Origin of the sequence: Flavobacterium sp. LAR06 (genome assembly GCF_041946075.1) — a bacterium.
GTDB lineage: Bacteria > Bacteroidota > Bacteroidia > Flavobacteriales > Flavobacteriaceae > Flavobacterium.
In genome coordinates this window covers 152,224-174,839 of the sequence record NZ_JAUTYT010000007.1, presented here as the reverse complement: position 1 = coordinate 174,839, position 22,616 = coordinate 152,224, and the positions used below count along the sequence as shown (strand labels likewise).

Annotated in this window: 15 protein-coding genes; 12 read left to right on the top strand and 3 right to left on the bottom strand. The window is 34.9% G+C overall.

Features of this window, described 5'->3' with window-relative positions:
- Positions 1–90: 90 nt before the first annotated feature.
- Positions 91–1,263: a gephyrin-like molybdotransferase Glp gene (glp, locus tag Q7C23_RS12055; protein ID WP_375032755.1), complete on the bottom strand. Its 1,173-nt coding sequence runs from the start codon at positions 1,261–1,263 to the stop codon at positions 91–93.
- Between the two features lie 935 nt (positions 1,264–2,198).
- On the opposite strand from glp, the gene Q7C23_RS12050 reads away from it, so the two are divergent.
- From Q7C23_RS12050 to Q7C23_RS12005, 10 genes are all read left to right on the top strand, one after another.
- Positions 2,199–5,330, top strand: a complete 3,132-nt coding sequence (locus tag Q7C23_RS12050) for a SusC/RagA family TonB-linked outer membrane protein (RefSeq protein ID WP_375032754.1) — start codon at positions 2,199–2,201, stop codon at positions 5,328–5,330.
- A gap of 15 nt (positions 5,331–5,345) precedes the next feature.
- Positions 5,346–6,818 carry a RagB/SusD family nutrient uptake outer membrane protein gene (locus Q7C23_RS12045; RefSeq protein ID WP_375032753.1) on the top strand — a complete coding sequence of 491 codons (1,473 nt, stop codon included), beginning with the start codon at positions 5,346–5,348 and terminating at the stop codon, positions 6,816–6,818.
- A gap of 28 nt (positions 6,819–6,846) precedes the next feature.
- A complete protein-coding gene (locus Q7C23_RS12040) occupies positions 6,847–8,772 on the top strand; it encodes an arylsulfatase (protein ID WP_375032752.1) in 1,926 nt (641 codons plus the stop codon).
- A 371-nt stretch (positions 8,773–9,143) separates the two neighbouring features.
- Complete coding sequence (locus tag Q7C23_RS12035; protein ID WP_375032751.1) at positions 9,144–10,205, top strand: sterol desaturase family protein; 1,062 nt, start codon at positions 9,144–9,146, stop codon at positions 10,203–10,205.
- A 105-nt stretch (positions 10,206–10,310) separates the two neighbouring features.
- The gene (locus tag Q7C23_RS12030) at positions 10,311–11,030 is read left to right on the top strand and encodes a thioredoxin domain-containing protein (RefSeq protein WP_375032750.1); all 720 of its coding nucleotides are present in this window, start codon (positions 10,311–10,313) and stop codon (positions 11,028–11,030) included.
- Between the two features lie 244 nt (positions 11,031–11,274).
- The gene (locus Q7C23_RS12025; protein WP_375032749.1) at positions 11,275–11,763 is read left to right on the top strand and encodes a hypothetical protein; all 489 of its coding nucleotides are present in this window, start codon (positions 11,275–11,277) and stop codon (positions 11,761–11,763) included.
- 10 nt (positions 11,764–11,773) lie between these two features.
- The gene (locus Q7C23_RS12020) at positions 11,774–12,538 is read left to right on the top strand and encodes a YeiH family protein (protein ID WP_375032748.1); all 765 of its coding nucleotides are present in this window, start codon (positions 11,774–11,776) and stop codon (positions 12,536–12,538) included.
- Positions 12,539–12,588: 50 nt separating this feature from the next.
- The gene (locus tag Q7C23_RS12015) at positions 12,589–14,244 is read left to right on the top strand and encodes an arylsulfatase (RefSeq protein ID WP_375032747.1); all 1,656 of its coding nucleotides are present in this window, start codon (positions 12,589–12,591) and stop codon (positions 14,242–14,244) included.
- 353 nt (positions 14,245–14,597) lie between these two features.
- Positions 14,598–17,585, top strand: a complete 2,988-nt coding sequence (locus Q7C23_RS12010; protein ID WP_375032746.1) for a SusC/RagA family TonB-linked outer membrane protein — start codon at positions 14,598–14,600, stop codon at positions 17,583–17,585.
- An 11-nt stretch (positions 17,586–17,596) separates the two neighbouring features.
- Positions 17,597–18,988, top strand: coding sequence for a RagB/SusD family nutrient uptake outer membrane protein (locus Q7C23_RS12005; protein WP_375032745.1), 1,392 nt, complete (start codon positions 17,597–17,599; stop codon positions 18,986–18,988).
- 128 nt (positions 18,989–19,116) lie between these two features.
- Here the strand turns inward: Q7C23_RS12005 and Q7C23_RS12000 are convergent, their stop codons facing one another.
- Both Q7C23_RS12000 and rocD read right to left on the bottom strand, forming a co-directional pair.
- Entirely contained in the window at positions 19,117–19,569 is a 453-nt protein-coding gene (locus Q7C23_RS12000) for a DUF1810 domain-containing protein (protein WP_375032744.1), read from the bottom strand.
- A gap of 235 nt (positions 19,570–19,804) precedes the next feature.
- A complete protein-coding gene (gene rocD / locus Q7C23_RS11995) occupies positions 19,805–21,058 on the bottom strand; it encodes an ornithine--oxo-acid transaminase (RefSeq protein ID WP_375032743.1) in 1,254 nt (417 codons plus the stop codon).
- Positions 21,059–21,274: 216 nt separating this feature from the next.
- On the opposite strand from rocD, the gene Q7C23_RS11990 reads away from it, so the two are divergent.
- Positions 21,275–21,727 (top strand): Lrp/AsnC family transcriptional regulator, encoded by a 453-nt coding sequence (locus tag Q7C23_RS11990; protein ID WP_026984584.1) that lies wholly within the window; start codon positions 21,275–21,277, stop codon positions 21,725–21,727.
- Between the two features lie 25 nt (positions 21,728–21,752).
- Entirely contained in the window at positions 21,753–22,616 is an 864-nt protein-coding gene (locus Q7C23_RS11985) for a cyanophycinase (protein WP_375032742.1), read from the top strand.

Sequence of the window (22,616 nt, the reverse complement as noted above, 5' to 3'; positions counted from 1 at the left end):
TGTTTAAAATTACACACTGCTATTTAAGCTTGAAATTCTTTATTCTTTATTCTTTATTCTTTATTCTTTATTCTTTATTCTTAAAATCTTCTAATTAATCGGCAATAAAGTTACTAATTGTCCTTTTTTAAGCGCTTCAACATCATCCGGAACAATCAATAAACTATTTGCAATTGCAAACGTATTTAGCATTGATGAAGCTTGGCCATCTAAAATTGTTACATTGGTTTCATCATAAAGTGCTTTTAAAAATAGTGTTTTTCCAGTTGTATTGGTTATCGGCTCATTTAACTTGCGAACTAATTTTGGCAAATGAATATCTGAGAATCCCATTCGGTTTTTAATTGCAGGATAAACATATATATAAAAATTTGTCAATGATGAAGCCGGGTTTCCAGGCAAAGCAAATACTAAAGAATCCTTTTTAGATCCAAAAAACATTGGTTTCCCTGGTTTTTGGCTGATTTTATAAAAAAGCTCTTCTACTCCATTTGCTAATAAGGCATCTTTTACAAAATCATAATCTCCAACAGAAATTCCACCAGAAATTAAAACTACATCATATTTTTCAAGAATTCCTTTTAATGCTTTTTTTGTGGCTTTAAGGTTGTCTTTTACCTTATAGACTTTTGTCTTATTGATTCCGATTGTTTGAAGCGCGGCTTCCAGCATAATCGAATTACTTTCGTATATTTTACCCTTCGGTAATTTTTTACCTGGTTTTACCAATTCGTTTCCGGTTACTAAAATAGCCACTTTCGGCTTTTTATAAACTGTTATTTCCGTAATTCCCAAGCAAGCTAAAAATCCAATTGCAGCAGGCGTTATTAAAGTATTGGCTTCAAAAACAACTTCTTCTTTTGCAATTTGTTCTCCTTTATTACGAATATTAGAAAATTGCGGTGGCATAGCAGCAATTAAAATCGAATCCTTATTTGCTAAAACATGCTCTTGCATTACCACTGTATCTGCGTTTTTTGGAACAAAAGCTCCGGTAAAAATACGTACAGCTTCATTTTCATTCAGTTTTATATTGGAATGATCTCCAGCCTGCGAAGTACTTATTACATCATATTGATGTTTTTCGCTGTGAATGAAGGCATAACCATCCATAGCCGATTGGCGAAAAGGCGGCATATCAATTGGAGAATATAATGTTTCTGCCAGGATATAACCCAGTGCTTTACGAACCGGAATTATTTGAACCGGCATATTCGAACTGTTTTCAGCCACTATCGCTAAAGCTTCACTTACTTTTATCATTTTAAAAATATAAAACTACGTATAAATACTTATTACAAATATAAGTATTTTTCCATAGGATGAGTTAAAAATTTTAATTTATTTTAATATCTATAAAATTAGTCTAATTTATTCAAAATCAACTTCAAAAATGAAGCTAGTTTTTGCATAAAAACTTGTAGCGGAATATAAAATAGTCTTTTTTAGACGTTTTCATTTCCATTCTTTACTCTTTTGAGAGCTTTAAAACTTAAAAAAAGATATAAAATACTTACTTTTTCAGGTTTACGAACTATCGTTTTTTAACATTTTACACATTAAGAAAATTACACACAAAATGCTAACAATCAATAATTTACATACTTTAAAAGAATTAAAACAATAGACTTTTCCAACTAATTTCAAAAAAAACTTTAGAAATTTTTGGTTTTTATTAGATTAAAATTAACTTTGTCTATAGGATTAGTAGAGTTTAAAATCATATTTAAAACCAAAAAAACTATATTTTGAAAACAACCGCAAGCATATCGCATTTTAATCTTCCAAAAAAATATACTTATAACACTTTTTGTTATATGTGCTTCTGTTGCTAAATCTCAGCATTTTTTTTCGTTAACCGATGATTTTCTTATTCATTCTAAATCGGAACCAAAAACGAATCGTTTTAAAATTCACCAAAAGAATTCTTACTGAAATTACAATAATCTATTTGATACATCTCTGTATTAATCTGATTCTTGAAACTATATCTATAAATCAAAAAATAATTAATAACTAAATAAACTAAAAATGAAAAAGATGCATCGCTACTGTATATAAATAAAAAAAGCCATTTCTGCGGCAACAGAAATGGCGAGGCTTAAAGAATATTTATCGCTAAATCAAGAACACATTTATAGGTGCTGAAAAATCAGTGCCCAAGGAGTCTTGTTAATTACTTAAACCAGTACAAAGAAATGAAAAATAATTTAAAAATATACTCACTACTATTTCTCCTGCTTCTGACGGCAGGGATTAATGCTCAAAATACGACGCCATTAATTCAGTCAAAATTAGATGGAACTATTGTTGATGACGTTACAAATCAACCCATTATTGGAGCTTCCGTTATTATTAAAGGAACAACTCACGGAGTGCAGACAGATGCAGAAGGAAAGTTTTATTTTCAAACCGGTCAGAAATTACCTTATACTTTAATCATAAGTTATATTGGATACAAAAAAACCGAAGTTATTGTTGATAAAAATCCGGTAACGATAGGCATTAAAGAAGAACGCCAGGAACTAGATGAATTAGTAGTTGTAGGATACGGTTCTCAAAAGCGAAAAGACATTACAGGTTCTGTAGCTTCGGTTCCAAAAGCCAATCTTTCGCAGGTTACCTCATCGGCAGATAACTTATTGCGTGGTGCCATTCCAGGCGTGGTAGTTACACAAAGTTCTGGTCGTCCCGGCTCGTCGTCCAGTGTGCGTATTAGAGGAGGAAACTCAATTACGGCGGGTAATGAGCCGCTGTATGTTTTAGATGGAATCTTAATTTACAATGACAATAACAACAGTACTGCCGGAGTAACAAATGCCGGAGCAACTCTCAATGTATTATCAACTATTAATCCCGCGGATATCGAATCGATTGAAGTCTTAAAAGATGCTTCTGCGACAGCTATTTACGGATCACGTGGAGCTAATGGAGTTGTAATTATCACCACAAAAAAAGGAACAAAAGGTCAGGATATTATTTCTTACCAGGGCTATTTTGGATTTCAAAATGTTTCTAAAAAACTAGATTTAATGAATGCCAGCCAATGGGCTAGCTTACGTAATGATGTTCAGGCAAGTGTTGGTCAGGCGCCTTCTTTTTCAGCTGATCAAATAGAAGCGTTTAAAACTTCAGGAAGTTATGACTGGCAAGATGCTGTTTTTAGAACTGCTGCACCAATACAAAATCATCAATTATCTTTTTCAGGCGGAGATGAGAAATCACGCTACTCCATTTCAGCAGGTTACTTTCAACAGGAAGGAATTGTAATCGCTTCCGATTTTAAACGAATCTCTCTTCGTGCTAATTACGAAAGAAATTATTCTCAGAATTTTAAATTTGGAGTAAATGCAAACTATAGTAATTCGATATCCAATGGTATCGGTACTAATGGTGGTTCTTCTGCAGGAAGACAGCCAAACCCGTTAGTTGTAGCCTTGTATCAGCCTCCGGTAGTGCCAATCAAAAACCCTGATGGAAGTTATAATTTAACCGATAATCCTTACGCTACAGCTGTTAACGGTATTGTTCCTAATCCAATTAATGACTTAGAAAATACTATTAACGAAACTAAAATCAACAGAATTTTGGCGAGTTTATTTGGTGAATATAAGATTACTAAAAAACTTACTGCAAAAGTGGCTGTGAGCGGAGATGTCCTTGATACCAAACAAAACTATTATGCTCCATCAACTACCACTACCGGAGCCGGAACTAAAGGTTTAGCTTCTGTTGGAAACAGATTAGTAAGTTCTGTTTTGAATGAAAACACTTTAAACTACAACACTAATTTTGGCGAAAATCACAAGTTCTCTGTTTTAGGAGGATACACACTTCAATACACAAAAGGAGAAGTTGTAAATGCTGGTGCCAATACTTTTGTAAATGATGCCAATACGTACAATGCTTTACAAGATGGTGTTCCGGTAAAACCTTATAGTGATGCTTTTGAAAGTGTTTTAAAATCATGGTTAGCCAGAGTAAACTACTCGTATAAAGGAAAATACAACTTTACGCTTTCAGGACGTGCAGACGGTTCTTCAAGATTTGGTTCAGAATCGCTTTGGGGTTACTTCCCATCGGCAGGATTTTCATGGAATATTACGGATGAAGAATTTGCGAACAACATCAAAGGTGTAACAGAAGCCAAACTGAGAATAACAGCAGGAACAACCGGAAATCAGGAAATTGGAAACTACCTTTCTTTAGCGCAAATGGGTTCTGTAAATTATGCTTTTGGAGGAACATTGCAAACAGGTTTAGCTCCTACCCGATTGGCCAATCCGGATTTGAAATGGGAAAAAACAAATCAATATAATATAGGTTTGGACTTATCCTTACTGGATAGAAAAATCAATTTTGTTTTTGATGTTTATTACAAGAAAACTAATGATTTGCTGATCAATGTGCCAATTCCGTTGACTTCTGGTTATGCAACCGTTCTACAGAATATTGGTGGAGTTGAAAATAAAGGTCTTGAAATTGGTTTGATTACTGAAAACATCAAAACAGATCATTTCTCATGGAATTCTAATTTCGTATTCTCTACCAACAAAAACAAAGTCGTTTCTATTGGAAATGGAGTTAATCAGTTTTTCCCGGTAGTTCCAAACGGTTCGTTATTGCAACAACAGCCTGTAACCGTAAAAGTTGGTTTGCCTTTAGGAACTTTCTGGGGATACAGAACGAATGGAATTTTCCAGACTCAGGAAGAAGTTAACACACAACCAAAAATAAACAGTCTAGCCAACACAAAAGTTGGAGACAGAAGATATGTTGATACCAATGGAGACGGTGTAATTACGGCTCTTGATAAAGGAAATCTTGGAAGTTCTCAACCAAAATTTGTTGGAAGTTTCAGCAACACGATTTCGTACCACGATTTTGATTTGAATTTCTCTTTTCAGGGCGCTTCTGGCGGAAAAATATTCAATGCACTGAATCAGCAATTAGAAATTTCAACTCTTGGAACAAATGCCAATGTTACGCTTGAAGATCGTTGGACACCAACAAACCCAAGTAATGAAATTCCGAGAGCAACAAGTTCTCCTCTTGGAATTGTTTCAGAACGTTATGTTGAAGATGCTTCTTTCTTAAGATTAAAACTGATCACATTAGGCTATACTTTACCTAAGAGTATTTCAACAAGATTAAAAGCAAAGAGTATTAAATTCTACGTTTCTGCAGAGAACTTAATTACATGGACAAAATACACTGGCTATGATCCAGAGGTAAGTTCATACGAACAAAACAACTTATACCCGGGAATTGACTTTGGTTCTTATCCAAACTCTAAAACATTCATTTCGGGACTGAACATAACTTTCTAAGTAAAAAAATAAACGATGAAAAAGATATTTATAACATTCCTATTAAGTGCCGGTCTATTTGTATCGTGCGCAGATTTAGAGGTAACACCAACCTCTTTTGTAACCGAAGATAATTACTTCAAAACACAAGACGACGCTGTTGCAAGTGTAACTGCCATTTATGCTTCTTTAAGCCTTGATCCGGGAGAGCAAAGTTTATTCGGAAGAAATCTTTATTTCCTAACCGATATGGGATCTGATTATGCGGCGGCAGGAGTTTCTGCAACTAATCCTCAGGTAAGGGCAATGAGCAGTTTAACGCACGATGCCACTAATGACCGTGTTCAGGTGGCCTGGCGCCAAATTTATGCAGGAATCAACAGGGCGAATGTATCGATTGATAATATCCCAAAGGTTGCTGGTACGGAAGCGGTTAAGACGAGATTGATTAACGAAGCTAAATTCATCAGAGGATTATTATACTTTCAGGCAGTTCGTATTTGGGGAGGCGTCCCAATTGTTTTACACGAGCCAACTTCTATTGAATTGGAAAGCTTAAAAGCCAAGAGAGCTTCTGTTGAAGAAGTTTATACTCAAATTATATCCGATTTAAAAGATGCTGAAAGTTTGCCAGCAACTTATCCTGCAACTGATGCCGGACGCGCAACTTCTGGAGCCGCAAAAGCAATTTTAGCCAAAGTCTATCTAACCAGAAAAGACTGGCCAAATGCGATTGCAAAATCAAGAGAAGTAATTAATGGAGGATACGGATATGCCCTTTTTGAAAATTTCGCAGACATTTTTAATAAAGCAAAAAAGAATGGCAAAGAACATATTTTTTCTGTTCAGTTTGAAAAAAACCAAGCAGGAAACGGTTCAAGCGGAAGTACTTTTCAATCTACAGCTTTTACAGGATTTACTGCAACAGAACCCGCTGATATTATCTCGGATGTAGCTTTGTTTTATGATATTTATGCTCCTGAAGATACTAGAAGAGATGTGAGTTATGCCAAACAATTAATAAATCCGGCAACAGGAACGCTGTATACTTTTCCGAAGCCACTCTTCAAAAAGTATCTGGATTTAACCAATTTAGCAACTCCGGGCAACGTAGCAATCAATTTCCCCCTTATTCGTTATGCCGACATTTTATTGTCTTTAGCGGAAGCGATAAACGAGCAGGGAGCACCAACTCCGGAAGCTTATGAATTGATTAATCAGGTGAGAAGAAGAGCTTACGGAAAAGATATCAATACGCCAGATCCAACAGTAGATTTAGCTGGGTTAACGCAAACCTCTTTTAGAGCTGCTATTCAGGAAGAGCGCAAAAAAGAATTTGTGCAGGAAGGACAAAGATGGTTCGACTTAGTACGCTGGGGAACTTTGGTTACGGAAGTAAAAAAGGTAACCGCTAAAAACTCTGTTTCAGAAAGAAATAATCTATACCCGATTCCGCAAAGCGAAAGAAGCATCAATCCGGATGGTTTACCACAAAATCCTGGATATTAACAATTAACCACAATTAAAACTATAAATTATGAAAGAATTTAAAAATAACATTTCAATCAAAAGTCCTAAAAAAGGACTCTTGATTACGGCATTGCTGGCAGTACAATTTGGCTTTGCCCAAACAAAACCAGAAGAATTTAAAGGTGTAATCGGAAAAACCTTAGCCGATTCTAAAGAATATTGGCCAGAGCCCGTAAAAGCACCTAAAGGGGCACCAAACGTAATCTGGATTTTGTTGGATGATGTAGGATTTGGGGCTTCGACAGCTTTTGGAGGTTTGATTCAAACGCCAACTTTTGATGCTTTAGCAAATAATGGTTTACGTTATACTAACTTTCATACAACTGCGATTTGTGCCCCTACCCGTGCGGCGCTTTTAACTGGAAGAAATTCAGGAAGAGTTCATGTAAGCGGTTTTTCACATACTATTTTATCCGCCGGTTTCCCTGGTTGGGACGGAAGAATTCCTTCTGACAAAGGAACGATTGCAGAAATCTTACGCGAAAACGGTTATAACACTTTTGCTGTTGGTAAATACGGTGTGACTCCAGATGAAGAAGCAACAGATGCAGGACCATTTGACAGATGGCCAACCGGAAAAGGTTTCGATCATTTCTACGGATTCTTAGGTTCACAAACCGATCAATACAATCCAGATTTAGTTGAAGATCAAGCTCATGTTAAACCAGATGGACGTCACTTAAACGAATTGATCACAGACAAAGCAATTAGTTATATCAAAACGCAGCAAAAAGCAGCACCCGGAAAGCCTTTCTTTTTGTATTATGCACCCGGAGCTGCTCACGCACCCCATCAGGTGGCGACAAAATGGAGCGATCCATACAAAGGAAAATTTGACAAAGGCTGGGATGCTTACCGTGAAGAAGTTATTTCAAACCAAAAGAAACTGGGTGTAATTCCGGCTAATGCAGTTTTACCAGAACGTAATCCGTTAATTACAGACTGGAAAAAACTAACTCCGGATCAAAAGAAAGTTTATGCCCGTTTTATGGAAGTTTATGCAGGATTCCTGACCTATACTGATTATGAAGTGGGGAGAGTTGTTAATTATCTAAAAGAAACCAATCAGTTAGACAATACCGTAATTTTCGTGGCTATTGGAGATAATGGAGCCAGTAAAGAAGGTACGACAGAAGGCACAATCAATCAAAGTTTGTTCTCGCAAGGAACATCTGATGAAGAAAACCTGAAGAAAAACTTAGCTAACATTGACGAAATCGGAACGGCAAAAGGTTTAAATACCAACTTCCCTTTAGGATGGGCACAAGCAACAAACGTTCCTTTCAAAAACTGGAAACAAGATGCACAATCTGAAGGAGGAACTCATAATCCGCTTATTGTTTTTTATCCAAACGGAATTAAAGACAAAGGTGGTATCAGAAATCAATACAGCCATGTAACCGATTTGCTTCCTACCACTCTTGATATTACAGGAATAAAAGCGCCGGAATACATCAAGAATGTAAAACAGGATATTATTCAGGGTTCTTCTTTTTATGCTTCTTTGGATAATGCTAAAGCAGAATCATTACACAAAGTTCAGTATTACTACATTTTTGGAAACAGAGCGATTTATAAAGATGGTTGGAAAGCCGGAGCTGCACATTTACCAGATTCCTTTGCTGTTAAAAAGTCTTTTGGGAAAAATGAAAAACCAGCTCCAAGTAATTTTGATGCAGATGTTTGGGAATTATACAATCTAAAAGAAGACTTTAACGAGCGTAATAATCTGGCACAAAAATATCCAGAGAAATTGGCCGAACTTAAAAAACTGTTTGATGAACAGGCCAAAGAAAATAACGTTTATCCGTTAATCGACTGGCAAGATGTATACAACAGAAGAATACACAATACTGGTGCCGATAAAGGTAAAACGGTTCAGGATTTAATTAAACAAGCAACAAAACCAGGAAGCGCAGGAAGTTCTAATTAATAAAATTTTATCCTGCAAGTTTTAGAAACTTGCAGGATAAAATTCAATTTGCAAAGAATAAAGAACGCAAAAATAGAATTAAAACAACTTATATAACAAAATCTTACAAAATAATTAAATTTAACTCTACTAATTAGATAGAATTAATAGTTTTATTTTTTATTTTTACACCAATCTAGTGGTGGATTTTAAAAACAGGTTTAAAAAGATTTTATAAAGCACTTAAGTAATAAAAAAAAGAAGCAATGAAACGAGTAGACTATGAAATTATAGGAAAAAAAATCATCGTGGGAGCGATTGTTTTTTTAGTTCCGCTAGTCATATTGGCGGGAGGTTTAGCATTAATTAATCAATTTTTAAAATAAGAAATCATGGCAATAGTTCAAAAAGAAAAACTAACAAGAGATTTAAGTATTAGTCTTTTAATATACAGTTTGCCTGTATTGGCAATTTTCCTTTATTTCAAAATAACGAATGGCGTTGTAGCAGAATCGCATATTACATTGCCATCGTATTTAGAATTTATACAACCGGCTTTCCAAAATATCCGTACTTGGGGACTAACCGTTTTCATGTTGGTTTTAGGTGCAGTCGAATTTACAGCAGGTTTGTACGATGATGAATGGACAGGACAAGAACGCAAAGTAGATATCATTTGTTTCTTAGCGCCTAAATTGCTTTTACCACCCGTAATTGCCTTTTTCAGTTTAACCGCTTTGCCTTATTTAATTCCAAATCTGGCCAATTCACTTTCATGGGTTCCTTTTTGGGGTGGATTTTTCCTGATTGCAATTGCTGACGATTTAACGCAATATTGGTATCATAGATTGCACCATCAGGTTCCGTTTTTATGGCGTTTTCATAGAACACATCACTCTGCTCCATATATGGGAATGGCGATGGCTTCAAGACAAAACTTTATTTATACACTTTTCTTCTCTCAAATTTATTTGACTGCTACTTTAACGTATTTAGGTTTAGGATTGCCTGCCTTATTTGTTTTGGTTATCAAAAGCATTATTACTTTGGGAGCACACTCAAGTCTAAAATGGGATAAACCCTTTTATAAATACAGAGCATTGCACCCGATTGCTTGGGTTTTAGAGCGTTTTATTTCGACTCCGGCAACGCATCACGCGCATCACGCAGATACAAGCGGAGACGGTGTTGGGCACTTTAAAGGAAATTTCGGAAACATGTTTTTCATTTGGGATGTGATTTTCGGAACCGGTTTAATCACTCGTAAATACCCGGAATCGTACGGAACAAAATCATACAAACAAGAAGAATGGTATGCACAGTTTTTATGGCCAATATTCAAATCTAAAAAAGAAGGAAGCCCTCTTGCCGAAGGTGTAGTTGCATTTCCATTAAAAGCCAAACCAGAAAACGTTACACCGAGTCCGGTTTATTACGAACAGGTTCAGTCTTAAAAACTAAAATTAGTTTTCTAAAATTAAATGTAGCAGTGCAATCAAAATTAAACTTTGAAAGCACTGCTGATTTTTATTGCCCCGGAAAATTCTAAATCTCAAATCATGACAAACAAAATATTCAAAAGTAGTTTTACAGTCTTATTTTTTCTTTTTACCACAAGTGGTTTTTCGCAAGATAAAAGCTCCAGTAGTATTGTATTACTGGATGCCTTTTATGCGAAAATTAAAAGTCAAAAAAATCCACAAATAATTGATGCCAGAGGTGCTGATGAATTTGCATTAAACCATATTGAAGGTGCTGCAAACTTCAATCTTAAATCAGAAGATTATGAAAAACAGGTTGCGGCTCTAAATCCGTCAAAACCTGTATTTATTTATTCAATTGCCGCCTACAGAAGCGGACTTTTATCAACCGAATTAATAAAAAGAGGCTTTTCTGAAGTGTATATTTTAGAAGGCGGAATTGCTAGCTGGATTGGTGGCGGAAAACCTTTTTATACCAATTTAAAAAGCAAATTAACATTGCCGGAATACAAAAAAATCATTGCTGATAATACTTATGTTTTGGTTGACATTGGTTCAAAATATTGCGCGACCTGCAGAACAGTAAAACCAATTTTAGAAAATCTCAGAACACAATATGGCGAAAAACTAAAAATTGTTCAAATTGAGCTGGAAGAAAGTCCGCAAGTTATAGCAGACTTAAAAACGGTAAAGGTCTTCCCTACTTTGATCTTATATCAAGATGGAAAAATTGTTTTCAAAAAAGACGGTTTGGGTGACTTGAAGAATGATTTAGATGTTGCTTTGGCTTCTAAATAACAATAAAACTATGGGCTTAATTAGAAGAATTACATACAGCCTTACAAAACTGGGAAAAAGGTTTGGTTAAACCTTTATAGCCCAATTTAATACATTATGAATTTGACTTTGGCAAACAAAAATACTTTGTCGATTTGTAAAACCTATATTCCTGCAAGGTTTTCAAAACCTAATAGGTTTAATTTATTTAACCAACTAACAATACCTACAAGGTTTTGGAAACCTTGCAGGAAATAAATATAAAATGTCTACCCAAACAAAACAATTTACTATCCACGAAGATTGGACCGTCGTTATTCTTGGGTTCCTGATCATCGGAATTTCGCTTTTTCTTTTCCTTCCAGAAGTTCCTCTTTTTAAATGGTCAAACGGAATAGAATTGTCAAAGGATGTCTTTGATTTTGAAAATCTGAAAATCCTTGGAATCCAATTTCTATATCTGATTTCAATTGGAACTTTAGGCGCTTTTTTAATTGGAAAATCGGTTAAATATTTTTTACTGGTTTTTCCACTAGTCTATTTCTTAACTGCAATTGCCCTCATAATTGCAGGAAATACTGAAATAAAAGCGTTAAATTTAGAAGCCGTAATTTTCAGTTTGATAATTGGTTTGGCAATTGGCAACTTTTTCAAACTTCCAGAATGGTTTCGTTCTGCCCTTTCTACAGAAGTTTTCGTAAAAATAGGATTGGTTTTTATTGGGAACCAGCGTAATTTTTTCCGATATTCTTAAAGCCGGTTCATTGGGATTAATTCAGGCTTTAGTTGTTGTTTTATCGGTTTGGTATTTTGCTTTTTGGCTTTGCCGAAAATTAAAAGTAGATGACGAATTGACGATGATGATTTCGAGTGCTGTTTCGATCTGTGGTGTCTCTGCTGCAATTGCAACATCTGGCGCGATAAAAGGCGATTCAAAGAAACTGTCTTATGTTATTTCGATTGTTTTGGTAACTGCTATTCCCATGATGATTTCCATGCCGATAATTGCCAAATATTTCAATTTTCCGGAAGAAGTTACCGGAGCCTGGCTTGGAGGAAGTATTGACACTTCGGGCGCTGTTGTGGCTTCCGGAACTTTGGTAGGGGAAACAGCTTTAAAAATTAGCACTATTGTCAAGTTTTCTCAAAATGTATTATTAGGATTAGCGGCTTTTGCAATCTCCGTTTATTGGACGTATACGCATAATAATTCGGCGGAAGCCAAAACTTCAAAACCTACATTAAAAGTGATTTGGGAACGTTTTCCAAAATTTGTAATTGGTTTTATTCTGGCATCAATAGTATTTTCTTTTTTTCTTACGTCAGAAGTTCGGGACGGAGTAAAAGACAGTTTAAAAAATTTACAGGGAATCTGGTTTGCGTTGGCATTTACGAGCATCGGCATAGAAACCAATTTTAAGGATCTCTTTCAAAATAATAGTAAAAAACCACTATACGCCTTTCTTATTGCGCAATTATTCAATGTTCTTGTTACACTACTAATATCCTTTTTACTTTTTAGCAAATAATTCGATTACCACTATAAGTCTGAATACCGACTTATTAAATTTAAAATAAAATGAAAAAATTATCTCTTACATTCAGCCTTTTCCTTTCTTCAGTTATGCTGATTCAGTCCCAAAACAAAACGACCTCAACTGCTTCAAAACCCAATATTATCCTGATTATGGTCGATGATATGGGTTATTCTGATTTAGGAAATTATGGTTCTGAAATTAAAACACCAAATTTGGATAAATTGGCCACCGAAGGTTTACGCTTACGCGAATTTTATAACAACTCGATTTGCGCGCCAACCCGAGGTTCACTTTTGACTGGTCAATATCAGCACAAAGCCGGAATGGGTTTCTTTGATGTTAATTTAGGATTGCCGGCTTATCAGGGTTATTTAAATAAAGAATCATTGACTTTAGGAGAAGTTTTCCGTTCCGGAGGTTACAGCACTATTTTATCCGGAAAATGGCACGTTGGATCTGAAGATCAGGCGCAATGGCCGAATCAGCGCGGTTTTGACAAATTTTATGGCATCTTAAAAGGGGCATCCAACTATTTTGATACCAAAGGTTTGCCATTCGGAAAAACGCCTTATCCAGTAAAATTGATTCGTAATAATGAAGAACTGCATCCAAAAGATGATTCGTATTATTTCACAGACGAAATTGGGAATAATGCGGTCACTTTCCTAGACGAGCAAAACAAAGAAAACAAACCTTTCTTTTTGTATTTAGCCTTTACAGCACCACACTGGCCGTTGCAGGCAAAACCGGTTGATATTGCCAAATACAGAGGGAAATTTGACGAAGGCTGGGATGTATTAAGAGAAAAAAGAATTGAGAAACTAAAAGCAAACGGCATTTTACCAGCCGATCAAACGGTTGCACCAAGAGATCCTGAAGTTCCGGAATGGAGTAAACTGACGTACGACGAGAAACAATTCTGGAAAGCAAAAATGGAAGTTTATGCAGCAATGGTCGACAACATGGATCAGAATGTGGGGAAAGTTTTAGAGAAATTAAAAGCCCTTAAAAAAGACAAAAACACGCTTATCATTTTCATTTCTGACAATGGTGCCCAAGGCGGATTTAACACGTATAATCCGCTTGCGAGAGGCTTGGTCCGAAATGAAGGGCCAGTTGGAACCTCCGGATCATTTGATTATCAGGAACAAAACTGGGCTTATTTATCGAACACGCCATTACAGCAATACAAAAACAATATGCACGAAGGTGGTTTCAGTTCGCCCTTTATTGCCTGGTTTCCATCAAAAATAAAAGCAGGCCGAATTGATAAAGGAACCGGTCACATTATCGACCTTGCTCCTACTTTTTATGAATTGGCCGGAATTGAATATCCAAAAGAATACAATGGAGTTAATTCAAATCCGTTAGCAGGAAAAAGTTTATTACCCGTATTATTTGACAATGTTTCTGAGGTAAACAGAGGCGCACCATTATTCTGGGAAAGAGCAGGAAACAGAGCCGTCCGCGATGGCAAATGGAAATTAGTTTCGACATATCCGTCGTATGAATGGGAACTTTACAACATTGAAACGGACCGTGGTGAAACAACCAATGTGGCGCAACAAAATGCTGGAATTGTCAACAAACTTTCTGCTTCTTATTTTGAATGGGCAGACAGAACCGGAGTTGTCGAATACAGCAAATTTAAATTGAAACCAGAGGTAATGCCCGGTGGTGCGTTATTAAAAAAATAACTGCTTTTTTTAATATTTTGAGTTGTTTTCACCAAAAGCGATTGTTCTTCATGACAATCGCTTATTTGTTAACGTTTAATAAAAAAATAAGTTTTATTCTTTAAAAATAAAAAAATAGGTAAATTTAATTCCAAAAAATGTTAAATTACATAAATTTAAATACCATATACAGCAATAGCTATTAAATATTAAATAATTTATTGGCATTATTTTTTCAAAAATCCATTTATTCTCTTCTAAAAGTTACAAATATTACAAAAACATACCTTAATGTTATATTTTACATCGTTGATATTAGTCTTATTAACATATTTTTAAGATATTTGATAAAACTAATCCTAAATATTTGAAAAATGAGAATTAAGTTAAAGCATTTTTTATGGTTCATATTGATACTATTCGTGCAAATAGCAACCGCGCAGGAAGGATATATTTCCGGTAAGGTCACAGATAAAAAGGGAATTCCGATTCCTGGCGTAAATATTATTTTGAAAGGTACAAGTGCAAGTACACAAACTGATTTTGATGGAAATTTTAAAATAGCAGCTAAAAAAGGTGATATTTTAACCCTAAGTTATGTAAGTTTTGCCACTATAAATGTAGCAGCTTCAAATGACATGAAAATTGAATTAGTTGAAACTCAAAACGAATTGGAAGCCGTACTTGTTGTGGGTTATGGTACTCAAACCAAAAGAAGATCAACAGACAATATCGCACGAGTAACTGCAAAAGATATTCAGCAAGTACCTGTTGCCAACGTACAAAACGCATTAGTTGGTAAACTTGCAGGTGTACAAATTACGCAAACCAATGGTAAAGTTGATGGGGGAATGGATATTAGAGTTCGTGGTGCAGTAAGCATAAGTGCAGGTACACAGCCTCTATATGTATTAGACGGAATTCCGTTAATTACTTCAGACGAATCAACAAATGGCGCTGCGACAAACCCCTTAATTACACTAAGTCCAAATGAGATCGAATCTATTGATGTATTAAAAGATGCATCCTCAGCAGCGATTTATGGAGCCCGAGGTGCTAATGGGGTTGTAATCATTACTACCAAAAAGGGAAAAGATGGAAAAGGTACTTTTTCATTTAATATGTCTCAGGGTGTTAGTGAGGCTACTCATAAAAAATCATGGCTGAATACCGATCAATATATTGAATTATTTACAGAAGCTTCTATTAATGGGACAGGAGATGCCGCAGAAGCTGAAAGTACATTTGATTTTCTAGCACAGGGAACAGATTGGAGAAACCGAGAAGTAAATACAGACTGGCAAGATCTTGCTTTTCAGACTGGTCTTGCTACCGATGTTGATTTTTCAGTTTCTGGCGGTGATGCTAAAACAAAATATTTCTTTTCTGGTGCTTATAATAATACAACCGGGATTATTGACAGTAACGAATTAGAAAGAATTACAGCAAGATCAAATATATCTCATAAAATTTCTGATAATTTTACTATGGGAATGAATCTAAGCTTTTCAAGATCTACAATAGATCGTGTACAAGATGATAATTCTTTTACTACGCCACTTCAGGCTGTAGCACAGTCACCATTATCACCAGCACGTTTAGAAGATGGTACAGCAAATCCAAACACATTATATGCTAATTATTTATTAGCTGCAGATAATTCATTTTGGAAAACGATTATGAGAAGAGTCACAGGTAAAGTTTTTGCCGAATATCAAATTATTCCATCTCTAAAAATAAATTCTGATTTTGCATACGATCTTTTAGGTCAGACTGAAGATTACTGGCAAGGTAAAAATGCACCTTTTATGGCAACAGACGGAGAAGCATATGCAACCTCTGTAAACAACGAAACCTACATATGGAGTAACTATCTTACTTATGACGCCGTTTTCGCAGAAAAACATAGTGTAAATGCAGTTGCAGGTATGGAATTCCAAAAATACGAACGCAGATACCAATCGGTTACAAGTATTTATTTTCCAGATGATTCTTTTCAAACTGTGGACGGAGGGGCAGAAGTTAATGCCGGAGAAGGAAATGAGACAGCTAGTACTTTTGTCTCTCAATTTTTGAGAGTAAATTATGCTTTTGATAATAAATATCTTTTTAAAGCAAGTATTCGCCGAGACGGTTCTTCACGTTTTGGAAAAAATGAAAGATATGGAGTTTTCCCTGCATTCTCTGCCGGATGGATTATCTCTGAAGAAAATTTCTTAAAAGATAATACTGTTTTGTCTTTCTTAAAATTAAAAGGAAGCTGGGGAGAAGTAGGAAATGCTGATATTGGAAACTTTGCTTCCCGCCAATTATATGGTCCTAGACCGTACAACTTAAAATCTGGTCTTTCATTTGTTCAGGCTGGAAATCCCGATTTAACATGGGAAAAATCGACTCAAACAGACGTGGGTATTGAATGGGGCTTATTCAATAAATTTAGTTTTGAAGTTGATTATTACGAGAAAAGCCCAGATGGATTGCTATTTGATGTACCAAAACCACTTAGTGGAGGAGGTCCAACAAGTATTACTCAAAACATTGGTAAAGTAAAAAGCAGTGGTTTTGAGGTAACAGTAAATACTAAAAACATTGAGAACCAAAATTTAAGATGGACTACCAGCTTTAATATTACAACAAACAAATCTGAGGTATTAGAAATGCCTAATGGTCAAGATATTGTTTCCACCTTTACAATAAACAGAGTTGGTGAAAACATTTCATCTTTTTATTTAGTTGAATATGCTGGTGTTGATTCTGCAAACGGAGATGCACTATATTACAAGAACACTGTAAATGCAGATGGTTCACTAGACAGAACCACTACTAATGATTACAGCGAAGCAAAAAGAATTATCGCAGGAAATCCGTTCCCAGAATTAATGGCTGGTTTAACTAATACAATCAACTATAAGAATATTGATTTTTCATTTACCTTTCAGGGAGAATGGGGAGCCAGCATTTATAATTCGGCTGGAAAATACCAGTCTGTAGCCGCCGATTACTTTGATAATCAAACTACAGATCAATTAAACCGTTGGCAAAATCCTGGCGACATCACAAATGTACCACAAGCAAGATTATATGGAAGTAACGGAACTGGTGAATCTACAAGATTCCTTGATAAAACTGATTTTGTTCGTCTAAGAAACTTAACAATTGGTTATACTTTACCAAAAACTACATTAAAGGACGCAGGAATAAGCAGTGTACGTTTTTACGCAACAGGTGTAAATCTATTAACCTTTACCAATTACAATGGTTATGATCCTGAAGCCAGAAGAGATGATACAGGTATCGGAGAAGAATTTTACTCTGCTCCTCCCGCTAGAACAATTGCTTTAGGCGTAAATATTAATTTTTAAAAACGACACAAATGAAACCATATAAATTTATCATATTTATACTGTTTACAGCTTTTTTAACAAGCTGTGAAGATGAATTACAAATCGAACCAAGACAAAATCAAGATTCCGAAGTCACCTTAGGTACTGAAACTGGTATCGTAAATATTTTAAACGGAGCGTACGCCATTGCCGCAGATGCAGATGTATTTGGAGGACGAAGCTTAGTTTCTGCTGATTTAATGGCACAAACAGGTTTAACCAGTACTACTGATTTTAGATGGAGAGGAAGTTATGGTGAATTCCGACAAATGTATACTAAATCAGTTCTGGTGGATAATGCTTTTGTTCGACAAATCTATGCTCGTAATTACGAAATCATTAATGCCGCTAATACTGTAATTGAAAATATTGACAAGGTAGCAGATGCTGATAAGAGAACCAGAATGATAGCTGAGGCTAACTTTTTGAAAAGTTTAGCATACTTTGATTTAGTTCGTTTCTTCGGATTGCCATATGAAGCCGGTAAACAAAACACACAGCTTGGAGTTATTATCAGACCTAATGCGATTTATGATTTTAATGCCGATCTTTCAAAAGAAAGAAGTACAGTCGAAGAAGTTTACACCCTGATCATTCAGCAATTGAATGCTGCTTATAACGGACTTCCTGAAGAGAACAGCTTTTATCCAGACAAATATGCTGCCAAAGCATTATTAGCCAGAGTCTATTTACAGCAGCAAAATTATGCAGCAGCCCGAGATGCAGCAAATGAAGTAATAGAAAATAGCGGAAGAGCATTATCAACCAGCTATGCAAATGCTTTTAATCATGATGAAAATCAAATTGAAGATATATTCGCCATTCAGATTACAAAACAAACAGGTGAAAACGAAATTGTTGTAATGTATGCCTCTGAAGGAAATGGAGGGCGTGGCGGTGATGTCGAAATTAGAAATACTTATATCAATAAATTTACAGATCCCAATGATGATCGAGCAAATTTTAACTATATAAATCCAGATAACGACAGACTACTGACTTCAAAATACACTAACCAATACGGAGATGTAGGGATAATTCGTTTAGCTGAAATGTATTTAATCAGAGCTGAGACTAACTTTAGATTAGGAACTTCTGTTGGAGATACTGCTCTAAATGATATCAATTTAATAAGAACAAGAGCGCATGCTGCAAATTTCACAGCTTTAACTCTTGCGACTATTTTAAGAGAACGCGAATTAGAGCTAGCTATGGAAGGTTTTGCAATTCATGACTTAAAAAGAACAAAAGGTTCTATCGATGTAAATGCAGACGGATCAGAATTGATTCCTTACGACGATCCAACTTTAGTTTTCCCAATTCCACTAAGAGAAATGGATGCTAATAAACTAATTACTCAAAACCCAGGTTACGGAAGTTAATTTTAAACCACACCATAAAAACAAAAAAACCATCCCTGCTAAAGGATGGCTTTTTTTATGTAATTTTATAAATAAGGTTGAAAATTAATATAAAATCTATTTTATTTTTAGATGATGAAAGTAAAATTTTACGATGCCATAGCAATTTGTCTGGATGCAGCTGGCATAGACAATGTGAACGGATCTGAATAACCTGAAAAAAAGGTATCTAATATTTCCTGAAAAACAGGATGTGCATTTGCAGCCTGAGAAAAAAGTGTCATAGACGAACGTAATTTTTTAGCGTCTAATTCTCCAAGTATAGCCTCAATAGATCTTGTTTTAAAATTTAATAAAAGCTGTGAGATCTCAATCAAATGTTTTGATAAAATGGGATGATTAAGAAACTCTTCTGCTTCTGTAAGACCATTGAGAGCATAATAATTAGCAATGGTACTTTTTCCTAAACCTTTTATTTGAGGAAAAATAAACCACATCCAGTGCGTCTCTTTTTTTCCCTTTTTAATTTCAGAAAAAGCAGTAAGATAAAGTTTGTTTTGCGCGTCTAAAAAACGTGTTATATCAGTATTTGAATAAGCCATTTGTGAAATTGAATTTAAGTTATAATTCAGTTATTGGTTTTCTGTTTATCTTCTTTCGAGCCTAATAAAAAATGTTTTATTAGTAATTTTCTTTTTCCATTTTGAAGACATCCAAAACTACTTCTCATACTCATTTAAAAATTATATAATTATTTTCACTTGTTACATAATTTTACTGCAATAAAAAAGCTGCAGAAATATCTGCAGCTTATGTTTCTTATTTTGGATTCTAAATTTAATCTCTAAAATCATTCAGGGATTTCTCGATAATTTCAAGACATTCCTGAATTTGAGCTTCTGTCATGACCAATGGCGGCGCCAATCTAATTTTATTTCCGTGAGTAGGTTTTGCCAATAATCCATTGTCTCTGAATCTTAAACAAATTTCCCAGGCTAAATCAGAATCTTCTCCGCAATTAATTACGATGGCATTCAATAAACCTTTTCCACGAACCAGTGTGATCAGATTATTTCTTTCCGCAATTTCGTTTAATCCCTTTCTTAAAATGACTCCCAAACGTTCTGCATTTTCTGCCAGTTTTTCCTCTTTAATTACTTCTAAAGCGGCAATAGCAACTGCTGCTGCAACAGGATTTCCTCCAAAAGTAGAACCGTGTTGTCCTGGTTTAATCACGTTCATGATTTCGTTGTTACACAAAACCGCTGAAACCGGATAAACCCCGCCAGAAATCGCTTTTCCTAAAATTAAAATATCAGGCTGAACATTTTCATGATGAACCGCCAATAATTTTCCAGTACGCGCAATTCCAGTCTGAACTTCATCTGCAATAAACAAAACATTATGTTTCTCACACAAAGCTTTTGCTTTCGCTAAATAACCTTCCGAAGGTACATATACTCCTGCCTCTCCCTGAATTGGTTCAACTAAGAATCCGGCAATATTTTTTGATGATGCTAAAGCTTTTTCAAGAGCTTCAAGATTATCATATTCAATTTTTATAAATCCATCTGTAAACGGGCCAAAGTTTTTACGGGCAGCTTCATCATTAGAAAAGGAAATAATAGTCGTGGTTCTTCCATGGAAATTATTTTCACACACAATAATCTGTGCCTGATTTTCGGGAATTCCTTTTACTTCATACGCCCATTTTCTACAAACTTTCAAAGCCGTTTCAACAGCTTCTGCTCCAGTATTCATTGGCAGTACTTTATCAAAACCAAAATACTTCGTTACGTATTCTTCATAATTTCCTAATTGGTCATTATAAAAAGCTCGTGAAGTTAAAGTCAGTTTTTGAGCCTGATCAACCATTGCTTTTACAATTTTAGGATGACAGTGCCCTTGATTTACTGCAGAATAAGCAGATAAAAAATCATAATATTTCTTTCCGTCTACATCCCAAACATATACACCTTCTCCTCTTTCCAGTACAACTGGAAGCGGATGATAATTATGAGCTCCGTATTTATTTTCTTTTTCAATCAAAATTTCTGATTTTGACGAAAGGGTATTTTCAGTATGAATCATGATCTGTCTTTTTTAGAGTTACAAAAGTATTTAAAAATATTAATTTAAGCTATTTAAAATCAATATTTGACTTTAATTTTAACCAAATAAGTCAAAATGCATAATTTATTACATAAAAAAGCAAAATATGATTTTACTGTAAATTCTCTCTGATAACCTTTTATTAAAAAAAATAATTACTTTTATGAAAGTAAAAAGTAAACTCAATTTAAAAGAATGGAAACATTAGACGAATTTGATATCAATATAATTAAGGAATTGGAAAAAGACGGAAGAATGGCTTTTTCTGCAATTGCGGCTAATTTGAAAATATCAAACACGATGGTGCATCAACGTATCAACAGAATGATAGAACAAGGGGTAATTGGCGGTATAAAACCAATTATACAAGAAAAAAAGATTGGATATGATTGGGCTTCTTTTACCGGAATAACACTAAATAAAGATTCTGATTCTGATCGAATTATTGAAGCTTTAAAAGATATTCCTGAAATCACAGAATGTTATTATGTAACAGGTTCCTTCACGCTTTATATTAAAATTATTGCAAAGAATCACGAGCATATGCGAAGAATTCTTTACGAAAAAATCGATAGCATTCCAGGCATCGCCAAAACGGATTCGATTATTGAATTGGGCTGTGCTTTTAAACGAAATATCACTTTATAAGAAAATCGATTTAACGCCTTAATCCATGAAAAATAAATTTCCTTTTAAATTTTCGTCGAATCAGTTTATTGCATTCCTTTTTCTTTTTGTTTTTAATTTTCTGCATGCACAAACACCAAAAGGAAAATTATTTATTATTGGCGGCGGAGATCGTTCTGACGCTTTAATGAAACAAGTTTTGGCTGTAGCCGAATTATCAAAAAAAGATTATATCGTGGTTTTACCAATGTCCAGTGAAGAACCGGACAGTTCCTTTATCTTTTTTAAAAAACAGATGGCAAAACTCACATCAAACCCAATTGTGATGTTGAACTTTAATGCAGCAACAGCTCAAAATAAAGTTCTTACCGATTCGGTTCAAAAAGCAAAACTGATTTTTATAAGTGGAGGTGATCAAAGTCGGTTTATGAATGTGGTACAAAATACACCACTCAAAACAGCCATTCAAAAAGCTTACGAAAACGGAAGTACTATTTCCGGAACAAGCGCCGGCGCAGCTGTAATGTCTGAAAAAATGATTACCGGAAATCAGAAACTGCAAAAAGAGTATTCAGGAACTTTTGATAACATTCGCTATGATAATTTAGAAACTTCAGAAGGTTTGGGATTATTAAAAACGGCTGTTATTGATCAGCATTTTTTAAAGAGAAACCGCTATAATCGTTTGCTTTCTGCTTTGGTTGAATTTCCTGCTTTAACTGGAATCGGAATTGATGAAGCAACTGCAATTATCGTTCGAAACAATCAAATTGAAGTGGCTGGAGAAAGCGAAGTTATTGTCGTTAGAAATCCGAAAGGCATTATAAAATCTAAAAACAACAACCTGATTTCAATTGAAAAATTAGAAATGAGCATTTATACTGCCGGGCAAAAATTTAATATCAAATAA

Coding starts and splice junctions, on each gene's coding strand:
- Q7C23_RS12045 (WP_375032753.1), top strand. CDS start 5,346: ATGAAAAAGATATTTATAACATTCCTATTAAGTGCCGGTCTATTTGTA.
- rocD (WP_375032743.1), bottom strand. CDS start 21,058: ATGATTCATACTGAAAATACCCTTTCGTCAAAATCAGAAATTTTGATT.
- Q7C23_RS11990 (WP_026984584.1), top strand. CDS start 21,275: ATGGAAACATTAGACGAATTTGATATCAATATAATTAAGGAATTGGAA.
- glp (WP_375032755.1), bottom strand. CDS start 1,263: ATGATAAAAGTAAGTGAAGCTTTAGCGATAGTGGCTGAAAACAGTTCG.
- Q7C23_RS12000 (WP_375032744.1), bottom strand. CDS start 19,569: ATGGCTTATTCAAATACTGATATAACACGTTTTTTAGACGCGCAAAAC.
- Q7C23_RS12025 (WP_375032749.1), top strand. CDS start 11,275: ATGTCTACCCAAACAAAACAATTTACTATCCACGAAGATTGGACCGTC.
- Q7C23_RS12005 (WP_375032745.1), top strand. CDS start 17,597: ATGAAACCATATAAATTTATCATATTTATACTGTTTACAGCTTTTTTA.
- Q7C23_RS11985 (WP_375032742.1), top strand. CDS start 21,753: ATGAAAAATAAATTTCCTTTTAAATTTTCGTCGAATCAGTTTATTGCA.
- Q7C23_RS12015 (WP_375032747.1), top strand. CDS start 12,589: ATGAAAAAATTATCTCTTACATTCAGCCTTTTCCTTTCTTCAGTTATG.
- Q7C23_RS12010 (WP_375032746.1), top strand. CDS start 14,598: ATGAGAATTAAGTTAAAGCATTTTTTATGGTTCATATTGATACTATTC.
- Q7C23_RS12035 (WP_375032751.1), top strand. CDS start 9,144: ATGGCAATAGTTCAAAAAGAAAAACTAACAAGAGATTTAAGTATTAGT.
- Q7C23_RS12040 (WP_375032752.1), top strand. CDS start 6,847: ATGAAAGAATTTAAAAATAACATTTCAATCAAAAGTCCTAAAAAAGGA.
- Q7C23_RS12030 (WP_375032750.1), top strand. CDS start 10,311: ATGACAAACAAAATATTCAAAAGTAGTTTTACAGTCTTATTTTTTCTT.
- Q7C23_RS12050 (WP_375032754.1), top strand. CDS start 2,199: ATGAAAAATAATTTAAAAATATACTCACTACTATTTCTCCTGCTTCTG.